At 41.1% G+C, this 22,022-nt stretch carries 11 protein-coding genes; 7 read left to right on the top strand and 4 right to left on the bottom strand.

The window, feature by feature from the left end; all coding sequences use genetic code 11:
- Positions 1–763: 763 nt before the first annotated feature.
- The 4 genes from ACM0OT_RS00150 to ACM0OT_RS00135 all read left to right on the top strand — a co-directional run bounded on the left by ACM0OT_RS00150 (position 764) and on the right by ACM0OT_RS00135 (position 4,663).
- Positions 764–1,579 carry an MlaE family ABC transporter permease gene (locus tag ACM0OT_RS00150; protein ID WP_414561690.1) on the top strand — a complete coding sequence of 272 codons (816 nt, stop codon included), beginning with the start codon at positions 764–766 and terminating at the stop codon, positions 1,577–1,579.
- Between the two features lie 253 nt (positions 1,580–1,832).
- The gene (locus tag ACM0OT_RS00145; RefSeq protein ID WP_414561688.1) at positions 1,833–2,552 is read left to right on the top strand and encodes a hypothetical protein; all 720 of its coding nucleotides are present in this window, start codon (positions 1,833–1,835) and stop codon (positions 2,550–2,552) included.
- Between the two features lie 139 nt (positions 2,553–2,691).
- On the top strand, positions 2,692–3,459 hold the full coding sequence (locus ACM0OT_RS00140; RefSeq protein WP_414543362.1) for a DUF1350 family protein: 768 nt from the start codon (positions 2,692–2,694) through the stop codon (positions 3,457–3,459).
- A 67-nt stretch (positions 3,460–3,526) separates the two neighbouring features.
- Positions 3,527–4,663 carry a PP2C family protein-serine/threonine phosphatase gene (locus ACM0OT_RS00135; RefSeq protein ID WP_414561686.1) on the top strand — a complete coding sequence of 379 codons (1,137 nt, stop codon included), beginning with the start codon at positions 3,527–3,529 and terminating at the stop codon, positions 4,661–4,663.
- On the opposite strand, the gene ACM0OT_RS00130 is transcribed toward ACM0OT_RS00135, so the two are convergent.
- A complete protein-coding gene (locus tag ACM0OT_RS00130; protein WP_414561684.1) occupies positions 4,664–4,990 on the bottom strand; it encodes an STAS domain-containing protein in 327 nt (108 codons plus the stop codon).
- A gap of 930 nt (positions 4,991–5,920) precedes the next feature.
- On the opposite strand from ACM0OT_RS00130, the gene ACM0OT_RS00125 reads away from it, so the two are divergent.
- Positions 5,921–6,193, top strand: a complete 273-nt coding sequence (locus tag ACM0OT_RS00125; RefSeq protein ID WP_414561682.1) for a GlsB/YeaQ/YmgE family stress response membrane protein — start codon at positions 5,921–5,923, stop codon at positions 6,191–6,193.
- A gap of 131 nt (positions 6,194–6,324) precedes the next feature.
- Here ACM0OT_RS00125 and ACM0OT_RS00120 read toward each other — a convergent pair whose 3' ends face one another.
- From ACM0OT_RS00120 to ACM0OT_RS00110, 3 genes are all read right to left on the bottom strand, one after another.
- On the bottom strand, positions 6,325–6,507 hold the full coding sequence (locus tag ACM0OT_RS00120; protein ID WP_414543358.1) for a CsbD family protein: 183 nt from the start codon (positions 6,505–6,507) through the stop codon (positions 6,325–6,327).
- A 157-nt stretch (positions 6,508–6,664) separates the two neighbouring features.
- Positions 6,665–7,432 carry a ChaB family protein gene (locus ACM0OT_RS00115; RefSeq protein ID WP_414561680.1) on the bottom strand — a complete coding sequence of 256 codons (768 nt, stop codon included), beginning with the start codon at positions 7,430–7,432 and terminating at the stop codon, positions 6,665–6,667.
- 120 nt (positions 7,433–7,552) lie between these two features.
- The gene (locus tag ACM0OT_RS00110; RefSeq protein ID WP_414561678.1) at positions 7,553–8,092 is read right to left on the bottom strand and encodes a Dps family protein; all 540 of its coding nucleotides are present in this window, start codon (positions 8,090–8,092) and stop codon (positions 7,553–7,555) included.
- A gap of 527 nt (positions 8,093–8,619) precedes the next feature.
- On the opposite strand from ACM0OT_RS00110, the gene ACM0OT_RS00105 reads away from it, so the two are divergent.
- Together ACM0OT_RS00105 and ACM0OT_RS00100 are read left to right on the top strand one after the other, a co-directional pair.
- Positions 8,620–12,444, top strand: coding sequence for an ExeM/NucH family extracellular endonuclease (locus tag ACM0OT_RS00105; protein WP_414561676.1), 3,825 nt, complete (start codon positions 8,620–8,622; stop codon positions 12,442–12,444).
- Positions 12,445–12,641: 197 nt separating this feature from the next.
- Positions 12,642–21,926, top strand: a complete 9,285-nt coding sequence (locus tag ACM0OT_RS00100) for a phytase (protein WP_414561674.1) — start codon at positions 12,642–12,644, stop codon at positions 21,924–21,926.
- The last annotated feature ends 96 nt before the right edge of the window (positions 21,927–22,022 follow it).

The raw sequence follows: 22,022 nt of genomic DNA, 5'->3' as shown, positions 1-22,022 counted from the left end.
CAGCAAACTTACACAGTAAGAACGCTTAAATAATATTAAAAAAAAGGGATTTTTCCAAATCTTACGACTAATCCTCTCAGATTTGGCTCAATTACACAACTAGCTTAAGGTCAAACTTGTATTTTTTTTATCTTCCCTTAGGTAGTTGACTGAATTATAAAAAATGGTTTTTAAACGAAAATATTTACTTTAAATATTAATAAAATACTAAAAAATTAATATTTTTTTATCTTTGAATAAACAGGATGAAAAATTTTCTCCAAATATTTAAATTACTAAAAAAGTTATTTATTGGATTGCAAGATATTTAAATAATTTTATGTTTCTTTTTTTGCACTCTTAGCGGGGAATTTCTATAATAAGACTTACGCAACTGGCATATTATTTTAAGTTTGTAGTGAGGACTTTAGTCCTCTCTGCGAGACGCTCCGCGGTAAGCGCAGCTATACAATGACGAAAATACGTGTTTGGTTACGTAAGTCCTGATATTAATTCGCTTTTCATTAATCAAAAAAAGTTGCTTTTTTAAGTTTGCAATTTCCAGTATGTAACAAATAAAAAATCAATGATAAATAAATAAAAATATTAACCAAAAAGCCCAAAGTGAATATGTTAATAACTATAGAAAATTCTTGCTTCCATAGTAAAGAAATAACTTGAGACAAAACGCAGTTTCCGGTAAGCTGATGACGAGGCTAAGTTTATACCTACGGTACTGCCCTGCCAGGGGTAGTAGCAAATGCTTCCCAGTCTAGAGAGTAGAATGACTCAGGTACTGAATAATTTAGTCTTAGAGGCGGTAAAATTGCAAACAAAAGAAAATTTAGATCAATTGTGGATTGTACGCTGTTTTGCCGCAGTGCTACTCTTTGGTCAAGTATTGCTACATTTGCTCCAAGGAAAAACTTACTACCGCAAGATTTTGCAACATATGGTGACCACCGGGCCTGGTTCTATCTCGCCAGTTCTTCTTGTCAGTGGGTTTGCAGGTATGATTTTTACCATTCAAACTGCTAGAGAATTAGTCAGATTTGGTGCTGTTGGTGCAGTAGGCGGTGCTTTTGCATTAGCTTTTTGTCGAGAATTAGCTCCTCTTTTAACAGCTAGTATTATTGCTGGACAAGTAGGTTCTGCTTTTGCCGCAGAAATAGGGGCGATGCGGGTGACAGAACAAATTGATGCACTTTATATGCTGAAAACAAATCCCATTGATTATTTAGTACTTCCTAGAGTCATTGCTTGCGTTTTGATGATGCCAATTATGATGATTTTTGCTTTAATTACAGGCATCAGTGGTGGAGTTTTTGCCGCAGCAGAGTTTTACAATATTGATCCAGGGGCTTTTTTGGAGTCAGTGAGGACTTTTTTAGAGCCATCAGATTTATTTATGATTTTACTCAAAGGGTTTATTTTTGGAATTATAGTTGCTGTCATTGGCTGTAGTTGGGGTTTAACTACTAAAGGAGGAGCAAAAGAAGTTGGAGAATCAGCGACAAAGGCAGTGGTTACGACTTGGGTATCAATTTTTATGATGGACTTTTTTCTTTCGTTAGCTATGTTTGGTAAGCCTACGCTTTAAACTATTAAAGTCTGGTAACTAGTGGCATACGATATATCTGTAAAAAAGTCAGATCCAAAAATCATAAACAAGCGCGTAGTAGTACTAGTTATCTCGGTGAAAGAGTAACTTATTGTACACAAAATTTATCTCTGCATTGTAGCAATTAATCTCAATAAAAAAAGTTTTGGATAATATGGTGAATTGACGAGCAATCAAGAAATTTGATTGCTATATTGTACTAAATAACTATTTAGGTGAGGATGGGAAAGCTGTGCGTAATGATTTACATGGCTTAGAGATTAGTCAAAGAGAATTACAAAAGTTGACTAATTTACCTGTGAAAGACGAACTCATTATTATTAGCAATCCTTTAAAAAATCTGATTAAAAAAATTGTAAATAAACTTAAAGGTTCCGAAGGAGCGACTGTAGTTTTTATTAGCTGTTCTATATTTGTTTTTAGCTATTTAGTTTTTGATATTTTTATTAAGTTGTTTGCTACTTGGGTAACTATTCCTTCGTGGATTGTGTTAATCATGTTATGTTTTTGGGGTGGAGGCATAACACAGATTACTTTGTATTATTTATGGTGGAGAAGATTGAAAATTCTTCATGATAATATGACCAACTCTTTAGAAATACTGTTAAATGATGTTGATAGGTATAATGCAGTTATCAAGGCAATACATATCAACGACCAAATAGAAGAAGCTGGTAATCCAGAAGTAACCATCAAAGAAAGGGAAAAAGTCATTGCCGCACTCAAACTCACCAAGAGCGATTTAATTCGGGCTTTAAAGACAGAAAGAATTTTGCGAGAAAATAAGAATTTTATCCTTAGCAATACAGAGCTATTTGTTAACAATTTAGCAACTTTAACAGCGATGCAAGTCACAGAACGGGCCACTGAACATGGTAGGTTACTCAATGAAGCATTGCAGATTGCATTAGATGTACAACTGGAAATGTCAAGGTTGCAAGCCCAGCGTTAGCCTACATTTTTTGATGAATGTCGCATGAGAGTCAAGAATAGACTAGCTGTAATTGTAGCTTTTTCCATCGCCAAGCACCCCAGCGTTGCAATCCAAGGTCTAACATAAAGAGGTGTGAATTTAACGATCGCCTGTTGGTATGGACTGGAAAGAAATTCGAGGTAACTGGGTACTCATTCCCCGCAATCCCATTGGGATAATCCATTTCTTGGGAGGTGCCTTTGTTGCGACTGCGCCCCATTTGACTTACCGTTGGTTATTAGAACAACTAGCCAGTAAGGGATATGTAATTATTGCTACGCCATTTGTCAATACTTTAGACCATATTGCGATCGCTAAAACTGTACTACTTAACTTTGAGCGCACCATAGAACGTCTACAAGATAGTGGGACATTACGCAAACTTTACCTCCCTACCTACGGACTGGGGCATAGTATGGGTTGTAAGCTGCACTTACTTATAGGTAGCCTTTTGCCTGTAGAACGTGCCGGCAATATTTTAATCTCCTTTAATAACTATGCTGCTAAAGAAGCTATCCCCTTAGTAGAACAATTTAACTCTACTTTGATGATAGAGTTCACCCCCTCACCATTGGAAACTAACCAATTGGTGCAAGAACGTTATCAAATCCGTCGCAACTTACTGATCAAATTTACTAACGATACTATCGACCAATCAACAGCTTTAACTAAAATTTTACAAGCCCGTTTTCCGGAGATGGTGACTACACAAACCTTACCGGGAACTCACACCACACCCTTGGGTCAAGATATCAAATGGCAATCAGGAGCATCATTTACGCCCTTGGATGCTTTAGGTCAATGGTTTAGACAAGAAGTTTACCGCGATTTAAATGAGTTAAAACGTGTAATTCTTTTATGGATCAACCCGCTTTCTCCACCATAATGTTTTATTTTTAGTGTTTAATAACTTTTAAATAAAAAATTTTAATTAGACTGTTTGATAAAATTATATGTTTCAAATACTAGTAATTGATGATGATATTTCTATACTAACACTCCTGACAAGAATGCTAGAAAAAGAGGGTTATCAAATAATTGCTGCTTGTAATGGAGATGAAGGCATTGCTCAAGCGATCGCTTACAATCCAGCACTGATTATTTGTGATTGGATTATGCCAGGATTGAATGGCTTAGAAGTCTGTAAACGGATTAAAACCGATCCCAATTTATCTACAACATTCTTTATTTTTTTAACATCTTTGGATTCCATCGCTGATCGTGTCCAAGGACTAGATGCGGGTGCTGATGATTTTATCGCCAAACCCATTGAAAAAAATGAACTGCAAGCTAGAGTCAGAGCAGGATTGCGCTTACATCAATTAAGTCGAGACTTGCAAACCCAAAAACTGCTGTTAGAAACCGAATTAACCGAAGCAGCAGAATATGTGCGATCGCTGCTACCTGAGCCAGTTAGTGAACCTTTCAGCATCAATTCCCGATTCATTCCCTCTCGCCAACTCGGTGGCGACTGTTTCGATTACTACTGGCTAGATTCCGACTACCTGGCAATATACCTACTAGATACTGCTGGACACGGACTCAAAGCTGCTCTCCCCTCGATTTCCGTGCTGAATCTCTTACGTTCTCGGGCCTTAAAAGGACTAAATTACTATCAACCTAGTCATGTCCTCGAAGCTTTAAACGAAACCTTCCAGATGAATTACCAAAATGATAAATACTTTACTATTTGGTATGGTGTTTATAACCGAGTTACAAGACAATTAGTTTATGCCAGTGCTGGACATCCACCAGCAATATTAGTATCTGGCACAACTGCTAAAAATACTAAAATACAATTATTGAGAACTCCTGGTATGCCAGTCGGGATGTTTCCCGAATCCAAATATGTGGATGAGTGTTGCCATATTCAAAAATATAGTAGCCTTTATATTTTTAGTGATGGTGCTTACGAAATTACTAAATTGGATGGCACACTTTGGAGTTTAGATGCTTTTATTCAAATACTTGTAAGCTTACAACATACTATAGATCGACAACTCGATCAAGTATTGAATTATCTCATCGCTTTGAACTCCAAAGAGGCTTTTGATGATGATTTATCAATCCTGCAAATTAACTTTGATTAATTAAGTGTGAGAAACTACAACTTGATTAAACTCATCTTGATTAGGAAATATCTCAAATACTTTATCCATACCGGTTAATTCAAATAATATTCTAATTTGTTCATTAATAGAGCAAAGAACTAGTCTAGTATCTGCCGCCCTTAAAGTTTTAAAAGCTAAAACTAAAGCTCCCAAGGCTGAACTATCCATAAATGTCACATCTTGACAATCAACTAACACAATTTTGGCACCACTATCTAAAAGATGAGTAATATGTTGCCGTAAATCTTGTGAGTTTGTAGTATTGACAATTCCACTGAGTTTAATGACTTTCACTTGTTGGTTCATAATATTTATGCCTGGATTGTGTTAAGAGAATGTAATTATTTTGCTAGCTAGTATTATATCCCAAGAGGTCTTTTTTGCAAAAAACTAGCAAAATGGAATATTAGTTATTAATCTCTAGTGGTACATAATAAATCCTTATTTAAAAATAATAAAGTATCAAAGATTTCATTTAGAAAAATTTTAGCTAGTGTCTGCGACTAAAAAAATCTAGATAGTAACTACGAACACATTTTCCGATTTCCTCTGAAGATGCGAAAAAACATAAACATAACTTTTAAGCTCAATTAAAATTAGTATCAGTTGCATCAAAATTCAATTAATGAAGTCATTGTTTGATAATTAAGGTGGTACATTGACAATAAAATCTTGGCATCAACACAGTACAAATACACATGAGTAAAAAAATGCAACACACGAATATGTAAATTTTGGGTAACTTCACCCAACTCATGTATATATATTTTCAAAGTATAAACCCCATCTTTTTCAGCAGTAACTTTACCAACGGTTTGAGTTGTAAAATAGGGCTACTGTTTTAGTATTCCCCATCTTTGCCATTTCTTAAACATACCCCTAGTAACGCTGCCTTGGAAGACAAAAAGCTGATTTCGTATGGTATCCCTGTTTCCGACGCGTTGTACTAGTTAAACCTTGTCTATTTTGATGTAATCATCAATTTGCAAATACTAAGAGCTTCCGTCTGGTTGTATTTTAGAGAAGACATAGTAATTTTTAATCATTTGCGTAAAATAAAATGACCACAACACTTGAATAATTAAGTTTAGCATCTGTATATTCTCATAATTCAATTTGGATGGCTATAGCTATAGGGATAGATTTTTGTTAATACTTAATAGCTATATCTTCCGGTAGAAGGAAAACTAGATACTAATAAATAAATTACTGATAAGACTTCTGATAAATTAAATCATGAACATTATTGCGTGGATCATTCTTGGTCTGATTGCTGGAGCGATCGCTAAGGCTATTTACCCTGGACATCAAGGTGGTGGCATCATTGCAACTATGGCTTTAGGTATTATCGGTGCTTTAATTGGGGGTAGTATATTTACTCTTTTACAAACAGGAAGATTACAATTAACTACGGCAGCGTTGAGTATTCCCGGTCTAATTGTTGCTATTATTGGTGCAATAATTGCCATTTTCTTATGGGGATTACTAACTGGCCGTAGGAGTTATTAGGTAGTTATAAAGACAAAATTAATGAGGAAATTTGCTAATTTAGGAGAAATAAAAAATACTCCACTTTTTATGAGAGAGTGGAGTATTTAAAATTAACAACCAATCCGGTCATAGATTAAGCAAGAAGCTAATTAATCTATCACTTTTTTAATTTCATCTTTGATATTTTCTGTAGTATGGATAACTTGGGATTCAGCTTGCTTTGATTGTCCTTCTGCTTTATCTGCTGGGTTACCAGTTACTTCACCAACTACCTCTTGCACCTTGCCTTCAATATTTTTAGCAGTAGCTTCTACTCTTTTTTCGATACTCATATTTTTTGGCACCTTTAAATGACTAAATTTATGGAAAACATACTCAATAGACTACCACTATGAGTTGATTTTTCCTGTCTATCGTGAGATAGAATTTATGTTTTCAGGGCACAGCAATACTGTACCCCTATGGTGTGGTGAATTAAGCAAAAAATGTCTAAACGTTCACCTTAGCTTTTGACCAAACTCCATTTTCATCTTCGTCGTACTTCTGATGTACGGATTCCCAAGCAGCCTGTTCAGATGTGAACTCGTCACTTGTTTCATCTAAAACGGCGTTGTAGCGCTCAATAAACGTGCGTTGAGCTTCTGGAGAAAGATGAGCGCGGACTTCAGGAGACAAGTCATCTGGACTATTGCAAGGCCCAGAACAAGGATGACTCAAGGTTTTATTGGTGGTGTGAATTTCTTCTGCACCAGCACTTTCTAGCAGCAATTGAAATTCTCCCACGCGATCGCTTGGTACTTCTGTCATCAATAAAAATTCACCAGCTTGTAAGCGAGTTTGGTAGATAGCAGCTTTCTCTTCTGGCATTCCCCAAGCAGTCAAAGCCGAGACTAAACCAGCACCAGCACTACCTGCGATCGCACCACTAGCAGCACCTAGTAGTAAAGCACTAATGGGGCCAGCCGCCACAATAGGGCCAACAAAAGGAATTAACAATACACCTACACCAGTTAACAAGCTGAGAAAAGAACCAAACAGAGAACCAAAAATTGCCCCGGTTCTCAAACCTCCCAAAATCACATCTTTTTTAGTGATGAAGCCAGAAATTCGCGTTTCTGATTGGAAATTTCTGCCCATGATCGAAATATGATCTCTCGGCACACCCCGGTCGAGCAAACGTCGAATAACTTGATCAACCTGTTTCTGTTCTTTCAATACAGCTGATATGGTACGTTCTGCCTGATATACTTCTGGCATTTGAATACTCCTTAAATTTTGTTTGTTTTTGTGAGGTAAACGCATGAGCTACATGCAAAGAAAAACTTTAATTTTTCCTTCAACTCACACGTTATTGAGGTTAGATATATCTGCTAATAGCTACACACCTATTGGGGACTTAGTTTCGCCCGCTGGTTGTGTACCATTTGGGTGTAAAGCCTGCCCTTCAATAAATGAACGCAGCATCCAAGCCATTTCTTCATGGTCTTCCATAAGTCCAGTCAGAAAGTCAGAAGTTCCTTCATCATGAAACTGCTCACTACACTGATCCACATGATCTCTCAAGTTACGAATCACTTGTTCGTGATCTTCTACTAGACGGGCTACCATCTCTGTAGCTAAGGGAATATGCTCACCATATTCTTTGAGCGTGGCAATCTTCAAAAAGCCTTCCATAGTACCCACTGGGTAACCACCCAAAGCCCGAACTCGCTCTGCTAAAGCATCAATATTTAGAGTCAGCTTTTCGTATTGTTCTTCCCAAATTTGGTGTAAGCTACGGAATTGGGGACCGACAACATCCCAATGGTATTTTTTGGTTTTTACTATCAAAATGTATGAATCTGCTAAATCCCGATTCAAGAGTTCTATTACACCTTGACGCTGTTCTTCTGTTAAACCAATATTGATTGCACGCATAATTTTCCATCCATAAGCGAACCTCTTTATTAAGTTTCTAAAAGATAGACTTTATAAACATCAGCCATAGGAAAGATTATTGCTAATCAATAATTTACAACCTAAGGTGAGTTTTATTTGTATCTATTAATAGATAAAACCAGATTTATATTAATAATTAATTGTTAAAAATATGATATTTTTTGACATTTTTAAACCTAAATCAATAATGGCTATTCATGTTAAATAAATAGAGTTGAATCAAGGGACTATTACCCATAAAATATCTCAATAACAGTAACGAAGATTATCGAAGACCTTACGTGATCAGGGAAAATATCCTCAAAAAAATACTTTTATTCGTTAATTTAACCTTTTCCTAGCTGTTTCTTAATTTATTTGGGGTACGGTTTACGGCATTATATCCGAATTAATACTGACTCAATTAAGTATGTAACCGTTCCTTGGTACATACTCAAATTCATTATGCGCCCCGGCTGTCAAGTACATATTTGCATATGAAACTATTGTAATTTCCAGAAATATTTATGACCCTGATACAAGGCGAGGCGATCGCACCCCCTCAAAATGATTTACATCTAGTAGTAGCTACACCAGAAGTTGTTTTCCTAAGTGAACTTTACTTCCAAGACTTCGATAGCTTAATTAATGCTGGCACCAACCAAACTTGGATAGATATTCAAACGCTCCCCGGTTGGTATACTAACCGCACCACGATTAATGCAGGTACTGGTAGTAATAATGCTGGGAGTCTCTACAGTTTTGGTGCTACAGGAGACACCGATAGAGCTTTAGGTTCAGTGGCATCCAACACCACAGGGGATATTTACTACGGCATTCGTTTCTTAAATGATACTGATGTCGTGATTCCCTCCTTGGCAATTAATTATATAGGTGAACAATGGCGCAATGGCGGCAATACAACCCCACAAAAACTAGACTTTGCTTACCAAATTGGAGCTACTGACTTAACTTCTGGCTCATGGATTGACCTTGATTCTTTGGACTTTTTAGGGCCAATTGCCACAGCTTCAGCCAGTGCTTTAGATGGCAATGCCAACAGCATCAGCCTTTCTGATACCCTTACTGGATTAGCTTTAGCATCCGGTGACGAAATTTGGTTGCGTTGGACAGATATCAACGACCCTGGTAATGATCATGGATTGGCAATTGATAATTTACAGGTTGCTGTACCTGAGATGACAACTTTGCCCCCAGGGGTAATTTCTCTAAGTAGTCCCTATTTACAAAACTTTGATAGCTTAATCAGTGCTGGAAACGCACCTTGGGAGAATACGGTAACCATCCCTGGTTGGTACGCTACCCGTTCTCCCATTGTGACTGGTACTGGTAGTAATAATGCTGGTAACCTTTACAGTTTTGGTGCAATCGGAGACAGCGATAGAGCCTTGGGTTCAGTAGCTTCTGGTGGTACTGGTACTATTCACTACGGAGCGCGCTTTTATAATGATACCGATGCGACTATCACGACTCTTGCAGTTAGTTACATCGGTGAACAATGGCGCAATGGGGGGAATACAACCCAGCATAAACTAGACTTTGCTTACAAAATTGATGCGACTGATTTAACTACCGGCTCATGGATAGACGTTGATGCTCTTGATTTTGTAGGGGCGATCGCTACTAGTGCCGCTGGTGCTTTAAACGGCAATGATAGCGCCAATCGCGTAAGTATTTCTGATGCGATCGCCGGGTTATCTTTAGCGCCTGGGGAAGAAATTTGGTTACGGTGGACAGATGTCGATGATCCTGGTTCTGATCATGGTTTGGCAATTGATAATGTCCAAATTTCCACCACTGCATTACCTGGAATCACCTTGCTTGAGACTGGTGGTAGTACCAATGTGACAGAGGGGGGTGAAACAGATACTTATACTTTAGTTTTGAATACCCAACCCACAAACAACGTCACCGTTAATATTCTGCCTGATGATCAGACGACAACTACGCCATCTACAGTTACCTTTACACCAGACAACTGGAACCTATCACAAACAGTCACAGTAATTGCTACTGATGATGATGTCATAGAAGGCACGCATTTTAGTACTATTAGCCACACAGTCACCAGTGACGATAGTACTTACAATGCCATCAGTCTAGCCTCAATTCAGGCTACCATTACTGACAATGATGTAGTCACAGAAATTACTAAGATTCATGAAATTCAAGGTAGTGGGGCTGTTGCTAATTTCCCCAGTAGTTTCAAAACCATTGAAGGCATCGTAGTTGGAGACTTTCAAGCTGTAGGTAGCACTTCCAACCTGCTGGGCTTTTATGTCCAAGAAGAAGATGAAGATGCTGATAATAATCCTTTAACTTCAGAAGGGATTTTTGTCTTTGATGACAACTTGGGCATAGATGTCAAAGTTGGTGACAAAGTAAGAGTTACAGGACAAGTCAGCGAATTTGCCAGCAGTGGTAGCAGCCTGACTCAACTGAGAAACCTCACTAATATCACTGTAGTCAGTGAAAACAACTCCTTACCCACAGCCACAGTTCTGACATTCCCCTTAGCAAATATTAACGACCTCGAAGCCGTGGAAGGGATGCGGGTGACTATACCCCAAACCATGACGGTAACTGAACATTTCCAATTAGGAAGGTTTGGGCAAATTGTTTTATCTTCTGATGGTGACACTAACCAACCAGGAACTGATAAAAGATTAGAACAATATACCCAATTCAACGCGCCTAGTATTAGTGGTAACGCCGCTTATTTAGAAGAAATTGCCAAACGCCGCATCATTTTAGACGATGGCCAAGGAACTCAAAATCCTGACCCCATTATCCACGGTCGCGGCGGTGAACCTTTGAGTGGGGAAAATACACTCCGGGGTGGTGATACAGTTATTGGACTATCAGGCATTTTAGATGCCCGCTTTGGTGATTATCGTCTCCAACCTGTAGAACCTATAGACTTTTCACCCAGCAATCCACGACCAAAAACAGTGCCAAATGTCGGTGGTACAATCCAAGTTGCCAGTTTCAATGTCCTCAACTACTTTAACGGCAATGGTCTGGGTGGCGGCTTCCCCACACCTAGAGGCGCAGATAACCTATTGGAGTTTAATCGACAACGCGAAAAAATTATTCAAGCCATCCTGGGTATGGATGCAGATATTCTCGGCTTAATTGAGTTAGAGAACGATGGCTATGGACCAAATAGTGCCATTCGGGATTTAGTCAACGGTTTGAATGCTGCGACTGGTGCCGATACTTACGCCATTATTGATCCGGGAACTCCGCAACTGGGTACTGATGCCATCGCCGTGGGTTTTATTTATAAACCTGGTAGTGTTACCCCTGTAGGTGAAGCAGCCACAGTTCCCGATGGCTTTGGCCAAGGTGCATTTGATAATAATAACCGTAAACCTCTAGCGCAGACGTTCCAAGAAAATTCTAGTGGTGAACAATTTACCGCAGTTGTCAATCACTTCAAATCCAAAGGTTCTAGTGCTGGAGGCGAAGGCGATGCAGATATTGGCGATGGTCAAGCTGCTTCTAATGGAACCAGGGTTCGTGCTTCTCAAGATTTATTAGCATGGTTAGCGACTAATCCCACAGGTATTGATGACCCTGATTATTTGATTATGGGTGACATTAATGCCTACGCCAAAGAAGACCCCATTAAAGCTTTAGAAATTGCTGGCTATCAAAACCAAATCACTAACAATAGTTACTCTTTTGTATTTGATGGACAGTGGGGTGCGTTGGATCATGTTTTAGCTAATGGTAGTTTAGCCGGCCAAGTTACTGGTGCTGCTAAGTGGCACATCAACGCTGATGAACCAAACGTTCTGGACTACAACACTAATTTCAAGTCACCAAATCAAGTAGAAAGTTTATACAATCTTGATCCTTTCCGTGCTTCGGATCATGACCCGGTAATTTTGGGATTGAATTTGTTCAGTGTTGATAATGTAATTGCAGCCCGTCCTGGACGTAGAGAGATTACGGGTACTACTGGTAATGATGTGATTATCGGTGGCCCTGGCAGAAAAACCATCGCAGGTGGTGGTGGCAATGATCAGTTTGTTTATCAACGGATCAGTCATGTGGGTCATACCATTGTTGACTTTACACCAGGTAGTGACAAGGTTGTGTTGACCGAGTTACTCAATAGTTTAGTTCCTGGTGGGTATCACGGGAGTGATGCGATCGCAGATGGTTATATTCGGTTGGTGCAGGGTAGCACTCCCACTCCTAACAATACTGTTTTGGAACTTGACCGGGATGGCCCCGATGGTGATGCCGTTTTTCGGACGTTTATTCGGTTCGAGAATGTGACGCCTCATCAAATGAATAGTATTTACAATTTTGTGTTTTAGATAGTGTTGTTTCGCTACTAATAAACGAACTGCCAAGACGCCAAAGAAGAAGAGTAGTATTTTTCCTACCTCCTAATTTATGTTTTTGTATTCAACTCTTCTTCGTGTACTTTGTGGCCTTTGTGGTTCGTTATTCCTACTATTTGTATGCAACGCCAACAAACCAATCAACAATTCCCACTTCCAAGGAATAACAAATGGTAACTACCAGTACAATTCGCCTTTCCCAATTTAATGCTTCCCTCAACCGCAACGCCGAAGGTCAATTAGTAACCGATTTATCCACCACTGACAATCCTCAAGCCAAAACCGTTGCGGAAATTATTCAACGCAATAACCCAGATGTTCTACTCATCAATGAATTTGACTATTTCACCGAAAATCCCACCCAAGCCGTTCAATTATTCCTAGAAAACTACCTAGCTGTGAGTCAAAACGGTGCCACTCCCGTAGAATATCCCTACTTTTATATTGCACCCTCCAACACAGGTATTTCCTCTGGGTTTGACTTAGATAACAACGGTGTCGTAGTTACCACCCCAGGCGCACCCGGATACGGTAACGACTCCTTCGGATTTGGAGATTACCCCGGTCAATTCGGGATGTTATTACTATCCAAATATCCTATTGATACTGATAATGTCCGCACCTTCCAAAACTTTCTCTGGAAGGATATGCCCGATTCTTTATTATCTGCGATCGCCCTTCCTGATTCTGACACTCCTTGGTATTCACCTGAAGAACAAGAAATATTCCGTCTATCTTCAAAAAGTCATTGGGATGTACCCATTCAAGTCAATGGAGAAATCATTCATGTCTTGGCTAGCCATCCCACACCACCTGTATTTGATGGGACAGAAGACCGCAACGGCAAACGTAACCATGACGAAATCCGCTTTTGGGTAGACTACATTACATCAGAACAAGGCGATTATATCTATGATGATCAAGGTCAACTCGGTGGTCTAAACCCTGGTTCCCGCTTTGTCATTATGGGCGACCAGAACGCCGATCCTTTTGATGGTGACAGTTTTGATAATGCCATTCTTCAGCTATTACAGAATCCCGACGTTAATACTAATTTCATCCCCAGCAGTGCTGGTGGTGTGCAACAATCGGCTTTACAAGGAAGTGCTAACCTTCTCCATCAAAGCAACCCGGCTTTTGATACTGCGGATTTTGCTGATAATAACCCTGGTAATTTGCGGGCTGACTATGTGTTACCTGGTGCTGATTTGCAAATTAGCGACTCAGGCGTTTTCTGGCCTGTAAACACTGACCCCAATTTCTCCTTAGTCGGGACTTTTCCCTTCCCTAGTTCTGATCATCGTTTAGTGTGGGTAGATGTGCAGGCTGGCCCAACAGCAGGCGGTAAAACCCTCCGAGAAGTCAAATTTGCAGGACAAACTACCTTGACCACAGGCTTTATTCCCCCTGGTGCAGCAGGAACGGTAAACGGTGTAGCCACACCAATGGGGGGATTGTCTGGTGTAACTTATGATGGGGCGAATAATCTTTACTACTCTATCTCAGACGATCGCTCGCAAAATGGCCCGGCCCGTTTTTATACTTTTACTTTAGATCCTGAAACATCTGGGGTGACTTTTACTAATGTTACTCCTCTACAAAATGCTGACGGTAACTTCTTTGCAGCCCTAACTATTGACCCTGAAGGTATTGCTTTAACTCAAGATGGCACAATTTTTGTTTCCTCGGAAGGTGAAGCCAATATTAATGCAGGTCGTATCAGTGACCCCTCTATTCAAGAATTTTCCTTAATAGGCGAGAAAATTCGCTCTTTACCTGTACCCAGCAAGTTTTTACCAGTCATTGAAGACACCAATGGTAACGGCATGATCGATGCTGGCGATACCCAAATCTCTGGGGTACGGAATAATTTGGCTTTTGAAAGTCTGACTATTACACCAGACCAAAGAACTCTATACACTGCTACCGAAAATGCTCTGATTCAAGATGGCGATCGCGCTGCGGTGACTAGCACTAGCCCTTCTCGGATTTTACAATACAACTTGTTGTCAAGTCAGCCAGAAAAGGAATATCTCTACATCACAGACCCGGTGGCTATACCACCAATACCAGCAACTGGCTTTAGTGACAATGGTTTAGTAGACTTACTCGCCATCGATAACCGAGGCACTTTATTAGCATTAGAACGCTCTTTTGCTGTGGGTGTAGGTAACACAATTAAAATCTACGAAGTTAGTTTGCAAGGTGCAACTGATATTAGCTTCTATGATTCTCTCAACGATTTAAGTGAGGCACAATTAGCCGCCATTCAACCCGCCCAAAAACGGTTGTTGTTGAATCTCGATGATTTAAATCTAGAGACTGGATTAGATAACATCGAAGGTTTAGCTTTTGGCCCCACACTAGAAGATGGTCGTCAATCCATTGTCTTGGTGAGTGATAACAACTTTAATCAGGCACAATTTACCCAAATTCTTACTTTGAGTGCAGACCTCATCCCCACAGTCGCACCCACAGTCCAAACTCGTCCCGACTTATTGGATGACCCCGCATTACCAATAGATCAGCGTCCCGATGCTGATGATCCCGCCATTTACGTTAATCCTGATAACTCTGCCGATAGTTTAATCCTCACAGCCGTGAAACATGGGGGATTGCGAGTTTATGACTTAGGCGGAAATTTATTACAAGAAATCAACCCTGGTGGCATCCGCTACAACAACGTTGACTTACAATATGGCTTTCAATTAGGTGGGGAATCTGTTGATATTGCCGTAGCAAGCGATCGCCAAAACGATACACTGGTATTTTTCATAATTAATCCCCAGCCCACAACACCGGGAAAATACTTAAAAAACATCACTGATGTTAATCTGGGTACTTTGTTTCAATCTGCACCCTTTAGCCCCCCTTACTCAACAGACGAACGTAGTGCTTACGGGCTAGCCATGTACCGCAGCCCCATCACCAATGATTACTATGTCTTCGCCAATCGTGCCGAAACTGGAGAAGTAGCACAGTTCCAATTGATTGATCAAGGTAACGGCAAAATTGGGGTGGAACGAGTCCGGGAGTTCACCGTACCCACCACAACAGGCTTTGACCCGCAAACCGAGGGTATGGTGGTAGACCAAGAAACAGGCTTCCTCTACATCGGCCAGGAAAATGTCGGCATTTGGAAGTTCCCAGCAGAACCCGACGGTGAACCCACAGGCACACTTATAGATCGAGTAAAAGCTTTGGGTGGTAGCAATCTCACTGCTGATGTAGAAGGACTGACCATCTACTACGGTGCCAATGGTACAGGCTACCTCCTAGCATCCAGTCAAGGTGATAACACGTTTGCTGTCTATAACCGCCAAGGTAATAACGAATACTTAGGAAGCTTTGCCGTTGGTAGTAATGGTGCCATTGACAGCGTGCAAGATTCAGACGGTGCAGATGTCATTAACGTCCCCTTGGGTGCTAACTTCCCCTATGGTCTATTTGTTACCCAGGATGGTAGTAACGACCCAGCCAAATTAGTTGAAGATGACGGCGAACTAGAAAACGTCAACACCAACTTTAAATTTGTGCCTTGGGAAAACATTGCTAATGCTTTTCCCAAGGCACTCAACATTGATACCACTAGTTACAATCCCCGAAATCCCATGACACAACCCAAACTATCTATTTACGAATTTGAAAATCTACCTCTATTAGGAACCACTTCCAACGAACAAGATATTTTGTTGGGAGGTTTTTCTGGGTTGTACTTCCAAGGAATTGCAGACAATGGCAATCTGAAGTTCGTCACCCACACAGACCGTGGCCCCAATGGGGAACCTGACGGTTTTAATAGACCATTTTTATTACCCGACTTTCAACCAGAAATCGTCAGCTTTGAACTGAATCAGTCCACAGGCGAAATTAGCATTACTAAGCGCACTGGATTATTTCGCCAAGATGGCACAACTCCATTAACTGGATTGCCTAACTTACAAGCTGGGGCTGGTGGTCTGGCTTACACAGATGAAATTGGTGTGGATTTAGACAATAATCCCTTACCTAATGATCCTTTTGGTGCTGACTTGGAGGGAATTGTCGTTGCACCAAATGGTGATTATTGGATGGTGGATGAATACCGTCCGGCGATTTACCACTTTGACAGTAACGGTAAACTAATTGACCGCTTTATTCCCCAAGGTACGGTTACAGCATCCGACCCAGATCAACCAGTCGGTACGTTTGGTACTGAGGTATTGCCAGAGGTTTACGCCCAACGCCGCAATAACCGGGGTTTTGAAGCCATAGCACTAGAAGGTAGCAAACTTTATGCCTTTATTCAAAGTGCAATTGATAACCCAGATATCAACAATGATGCTACATCTAGAAATTCTCAGAATTTAAGAATTTTGGAATTTGATGTTATCTCCCAAACTGTCACTGGTGAGTATTTATATTTACTTGATGATATTACAGGCAGTGGTAACGCCAGAACAGACAAGATTGGTGATGCTGTCTCATTAGGTAATGGCAAATTTGCGGTAGTTGAACGAGATGATAGGTCTGGTGCAGATGCGAACAAACTGATTTACGAGATTGATTTAGCCGCAGCCACTAATATTTATAACTCGGCTAACTTAACTTTGCCAGCGGATAAGACCATTGAACAACTATCCTCGGCTGAGTTAGCAGCTGCCAACATTACCCCTGTGACCAAGAGTTTAATTGCCAATGCAGCTCAGTTGGGTTACACCGGGGTAGAAAAATTAGAAGGTTTGGCATTAGTAGCACCTAATACTTTAGCTTTATTGAATGATAACGATTTTGGTGTTGCTGGGCCTACTCCTTTGAAACTCGGCATTCTGGAGTTACCCAATAACTTGACACCACCCCAGGTAACACTCGTAGGTTTTGCTTCTCTCCCAGCTGATACCTTTGCTGAAGGCCCACCATCTGGAACTGCTATCACTGGTACTACCAATGGCCGGAATATCCCCTTTGCCAAACAGCCAATTCAAGGATTTAGTGCCGTTCAGGTTGCTGATGACAATTCCTTGTGGTTCTTATCTGACAATGGGTTTGGGAGTAAAGCTAATAGTCCTGATTACTTACTGCGGATTTATCGTGTTGACCCCAACTTCCGCAGTGCTGAGGGTGGTGATGCTACTGTCAATGTGTTGGATTTTGTGCAACTATCTGATCCAGACAAAAAAATTCCCTTTGAGATTATCAACGAAAATACTTCTGAGCGTTTGTTAACTGGTTCAGACTTTGATGTGGAATCGCTGGTAGTGGCAGAAGATGGTACATTCTGGATTGGCGAGGAGTTTGGCCCTTACTTGTTACACTTTGATGCCACTGGTAAGCTCATAGAAGCTCCCATCGATACACCAAATTATGTAACTTTAAATACTCTTGATGGCAAAGCCCCCATTGTCATCGGACACCGGGGAGCAAGTGGAGAACTACCAGAACATACATTAGGAGCGTATAAACTCGCAATTGAACGAGGTGCTGATTTTATCGAGCCTGATTTGGTGGCTACGAAAGATGGTGTATTAATTGCCCGTCATGAACCCAATATCATCAATACCACTGATGTAGCAGACCGTCCAGAATTTAGCGATCGCTTCACCACGAAAATCATTGATGGTGTAGCCGAAGCAGGTTTCTTTGTTTCTGACTTCACCCTAGAGGAAATCAAGACTATCCGGGCAATTATGCCGCAAGACTTCCGGACGCAAATATTTAACGGGGTTTACGAAATTGCCACCTTTGAGGAAATCATTCAATTAGTTCAAGACATCGAGGCCCACACAGGCAAAAAAATCGGCATTTACCCAGAAACCAAACACCCCACTTTTCACGATGAACTTGGTCTTTCACTGGAAGAACCATTACTAGAAACTTTAGAAAAAACTGGATTCACCGACCCATCCCGGATTTATATCCAATCCTTTGAAGTTGCCAACCTCCAGAAACTCAGCGAACTTACAGACATTCCTTTAGTTCAGTTATTGAATGCTGGGGGAATCAATCTCGATGGTTCACTGATTGAAAATCAACCTTATGATTTTGTCGTTAGTGGCGACCCCCGCACCTACGCTGACCTGCGAACACCAGAAGGTTTACAAGAAATTGCCAGCTACGCAGCAGGTATTGGCCCCTGGAAGCGGATGATTGTTTCCGTTGAAGGTGTAGATTTAAATGATGATGGTCAAGCCGATGATGTCAATGGTGACGGCGTTGTCAACGATGCCGATAAAACCCTGACTGCACCCACAAGTTTAGTACAAGATGCCCACGCCTCAGGCTTAGTGGTACATCCTTATACTTTCCGCAACGAAGAACGTTTTCTAGCCGCCGACTACAACGGCAATCCAGTCCCAGAATACATACAATTCATCAATTTAGGTATTGATGGCTACTTTACAGACTTCCCCGGTACAGGGAACCAAGTCCGCGACCAATTAACTGGTGAGTTTGTCATCTCCCCTGACAATCCAGCTTTACTACCACCTGAATTTGCAACTTTAGATGGTTCTGCACCCTTAGTCATTGGGCATCGGGGGGCTAGTGGTTCACGTCCAGAACATACCTTAGAAGCATATAAACTAGCGATCGCCGATGGTGCAGATTTCATTGAACCTGATTTAGTCCCCACCAAAGATGGATATTTAATCGCCCGTCACGAAAATGCCTTGGCAATTCTCAATGCAGATGGTTCGGTAAACAGAACAGACACCAGCACTGATGTTAATGAACGTCCAGAATTTGCTGACCGTTTTACTACCAAAGTCATTGATGGTCGCACTATCAGAGGTTGGTTTAGCGAAGACTTCACCCTAGAAGAAATAAAAACTCTCAACTCTATTGAACGTTTACCAGAATTGCGGGGAACCAACTTCAATAATGATGGGCTGAAAGTTCCCACCCTAGAAGAAATCATTGATTTGGTCAAGCAGGTAGAAGCCGAAACCGGACGCGAAATTGGCATTTATCCCGAAACTAAACATCCCACCTTCTTCGCCAGTGAAGGCACACTTTTAGATGGTTCACCCATCAACATGAATTTAGGTCAGATGATTGTTGATACCTTAGTAGCCAATGACTTCACTGACCCCAGCCGGACATTTATCCAATCCTTCGAGGTGGGTAATCTCCAGGAACTGAAACAGTTCATCATGCCAGAAGCGGGAATTGATATCCCCTTAATTCAGTTACTTGGTGGTGCTAACGGCAGACCTTATGACTTTACAGTTAGTGGTGACCCGCGTACCTATGGCGACCTCACCAAACCCACAGAACTAGCTGCGATCGCCACCTACGCAACAGGTATAGGCCCCAATAAGCGCTTGATTGTCCCGACTGGTGCAGGTGGTGTACTCCAAGAACCCACAACCTTGGTAGAAGACGCCCATGCAGTCGGCTTACTCTTACACCCTTACACCTTCCGTAATGAAGATGTCTTCCTCGCACCAGACTACAACGGCGACCCCAAAGCAGAATATGAACAGTTCCTGGAGTTAGGTGTTGATGGTTTCTTTAGCGATTTTCCTGGTACCAATAGCCTAGTTCTGCAACAATTCATCGGTGACCCAGTGTTCTCCAATTTGGCACGTTCTCGCGGATTTGAAGGCATGGCCATCAGCTTAGACAAGAAAACCATCTATCCCATGCTGGAAGGTACCGTATTAGGTGACCCGCCAAATTCCTTACGTATTTACGAATTTGATGCCGAATCTAAGGAATATCAAGGTTTAGCCGGCTACTATCGCATGGAAGAATCTAATCATGCCATCGGTGCGTTAACGGTAGTCAACGAAAATGAATATCTGGTAATTGAACGTGATGGACGACAAGGCCCCAACGCCCAATTCAAGAAGGTATTCAAAATTGACTTATCGCAAAAAGATGCCGATGGTTTTGTTCCCAAAGAGGAAATCGTTGATTTACTGAATATCAGTGACCCCAATGATTTAAATGGAGACGGTGACACCAAGTTCACCTTTCCCTTCGTCACCATTGAATCTATAGTAGTCATAGATGAGAATACACTGCTACTAGCTAACGATAATAACTATCCTTTCTCCGTGGGACGGCCACCTCAGATAGACAACAACGAAATCATTCTTTTAGGCTTAGATAAGCCACTGAATTTAGGTACTCCGGTAGTTAGTATTGCGGCTAAGGTTCCCGATACAGCAGAAGCAGGCAATGAACCAGGAGTCTTCCGCATTTCCCGCGTAGGTAACACCAGCCAATCCCTGACTGTGAATTACACTATTGAAGGTACAGCGACAAATGGCGTTGATTACAACAGCTTGACTGGTGTTGCTACTATCCTTGCTGGTCAAACCTTCGCAGATATCGAGGTCATCCCAGTAGACGATGATTTGGTAGAAGGTGATGAAACCGTCATTCTCAAACTTGTAGATGAAGCTGACTATGACTTAGGTTTATCTACTATTGCTACTGTCACCATTGCCGACAAAGATGTGCCACTAGTAAGTAACCCTGAAAACAACACCTTTACAATTCGCGGTACAGGTGACACCACGCAACTGCAAGTCAGCCTCACCAGTACCAGACCCAATCAAGTCAATGAACTGGGTGTATTTACAGTAGATGATGCCGCAGGTACTATCAATGGTATTGCCCCAGGAGAAGCTGGATATGCTGAAGCTGCTTTAGAAAGGGCCCAAGCAATTTTCTCGGCGGTTCATAGATTACCTAGTGGCTTTAGCAGAGATAACATCACCCGCTTACTAGAGTTTAACTCTGGTGATAACTTGAGATTTTACGTAGTCCCCAATGGTACAACCGATGAAGTCCGGGCGGGCGTTGTCTCTATTGACGATGTGCTATTTGCCGATGCTGCAACTCAAAAAGTCACCAATTTAGGCAACGATGAATTTTCTTTAGCTTGGCAAGTGCGATCGCAAAGAAATTCTACTTTCCAAGACTTAGAGGTAAAAATTCAAGCAACTGAGCAAACATTACCTGTAGGTACAAATTTACAAGGTGGATCACAATCCGAATTAATCGACTTACGCAATGTCACACAATCAGTGCAAGCCGAGTTTGTCGTTAATCGAGAAGCATCCGCCAACAACTACGTCAGTTTCTATCGAGTCACCGATGAAAATGGCGGCATAGATGTCAACGGCGACGGCAACGCAGATATCCTTCCTGGTGAAAATGGTTATACCCAAGCTGCGGTGAATGGGCGTGTTGCTGGTGTTGATTTAACAACGAATAACCGCCGTACATCCACTTACACCGCTACCTTAGAACCAGGTTCGTTGTTTGCACCATTCATCATTGCCAACGGTACTCCAGCCACAATTAATGATCAGCCTGTTTACTTCCCATTCTTGGGAGCTAATTCTACCCAGGCAGACCACATTACTTTGTTAGGCAATAATGTCTTTGGCTTTGAAGATTTCCAAAATCGAGATAAAGATTACAACGACATGATTGTCCGCGTTAATTTGGCTGTTGCTTAATCTACAGTTGACTTCATAAATAGTAATCAGAGTCAATACCTGCAATGGTGTGGCTCTAATTTTTTTTGTGGATAAACCCTGTGGATATAACTGATT

It is taken from the genome of Anabaena sp. CCY 9613 (assembly GCF_963920895.1).
Lineage (GTDB): Bacteria > Cyanobacteriota > Cyanobacteriia > Cyanobacteriales > Nostocaceae > Cyanocohniella.
The sequence above is the reverse complement of the archived record's forward strand: the minus strand, read 5'-3'. Positions and strand labels throughout refer to the sequence as shown.

What these genes read in the sequence shown, in the direction of transcription:
- ACM0OT_RS00150 (WP_414561690.1), top strand. Translation starts at nt 764, where the DNA reads ATGACTCAGGTACTGAATAATTTAGTCTTAGAGGCGGTAAAATTGCAA.
- ACM0OT_RS00140 (WP_414543362.1), top strand. Translation starts at nt 2,692, where the DNA reads ATGGACTGGAAAGAAATTCGAGGTAACTGGGTACTCATTCCCCGCAAT.
- ACM0OT_RS00135 (WP_414561686.1), top strand. Translation starts at nt 3,527, where the DNA reads ATGTTTCAAATACTAGTAATTGATGATGATATTTCTATACTAACACTC.
- ACM0OT_RS00130 (WP_414561684.1), bottom strand. Translation starts at nt 4,990, where the DNA reads ATGAACCAACAAGTGAAAGTCATTAAACTCAGTGGAATTGTCAATACT.
- ACM0OT_RS00125 (WP_414561682.1), top strand. Translation starts at nt 5,921, where the DNA reads ATGAACATTATTGCGTGGATCATTCTTGGTCTGATTGCTGGAGCGATC.
- ACM0OT_RS00120 (WP_414543358.1), bottom strand. Translation starts at nt 6,507, where the DNA reads ATGAGTATCGAAAAAAGAGTAGAAGCTACTGCTAAAAATATTGAAGGC.
- ACM0OT_RS00115 (WP_414561680.1), bottom strand. Translation starts at nt 7,432, where the DNA reads ATGCCAGAAGTATATCAGGCAGAACGTACCATATCAGCTGTATTGAAA.
- ACM0OT_RS00110 (WP_414561678.1), bottom strand. Translation starts at nt 8,092, where the DNA reads ATGCGTGCAATCAATATTGGTTTAACAGAAGAACAGCGTCAAGGTGTA.
- ACM0OT_RS00105 (WP_414561676.1), top strand. Translation starts at nt 8,620, where the DNA reads ATGACCCTGATACAAGGCGAGGCGATCGCACCCCCTCAAAATGATTTA.
- ACM0OT_RS00100 (WP_414561674.1), top strand. Translation starts at nt 12,642, where the DNA reads ATGGTAACTACCAGTACAATTCGCCTTTCCCAATTTAATGCTTCCCTC.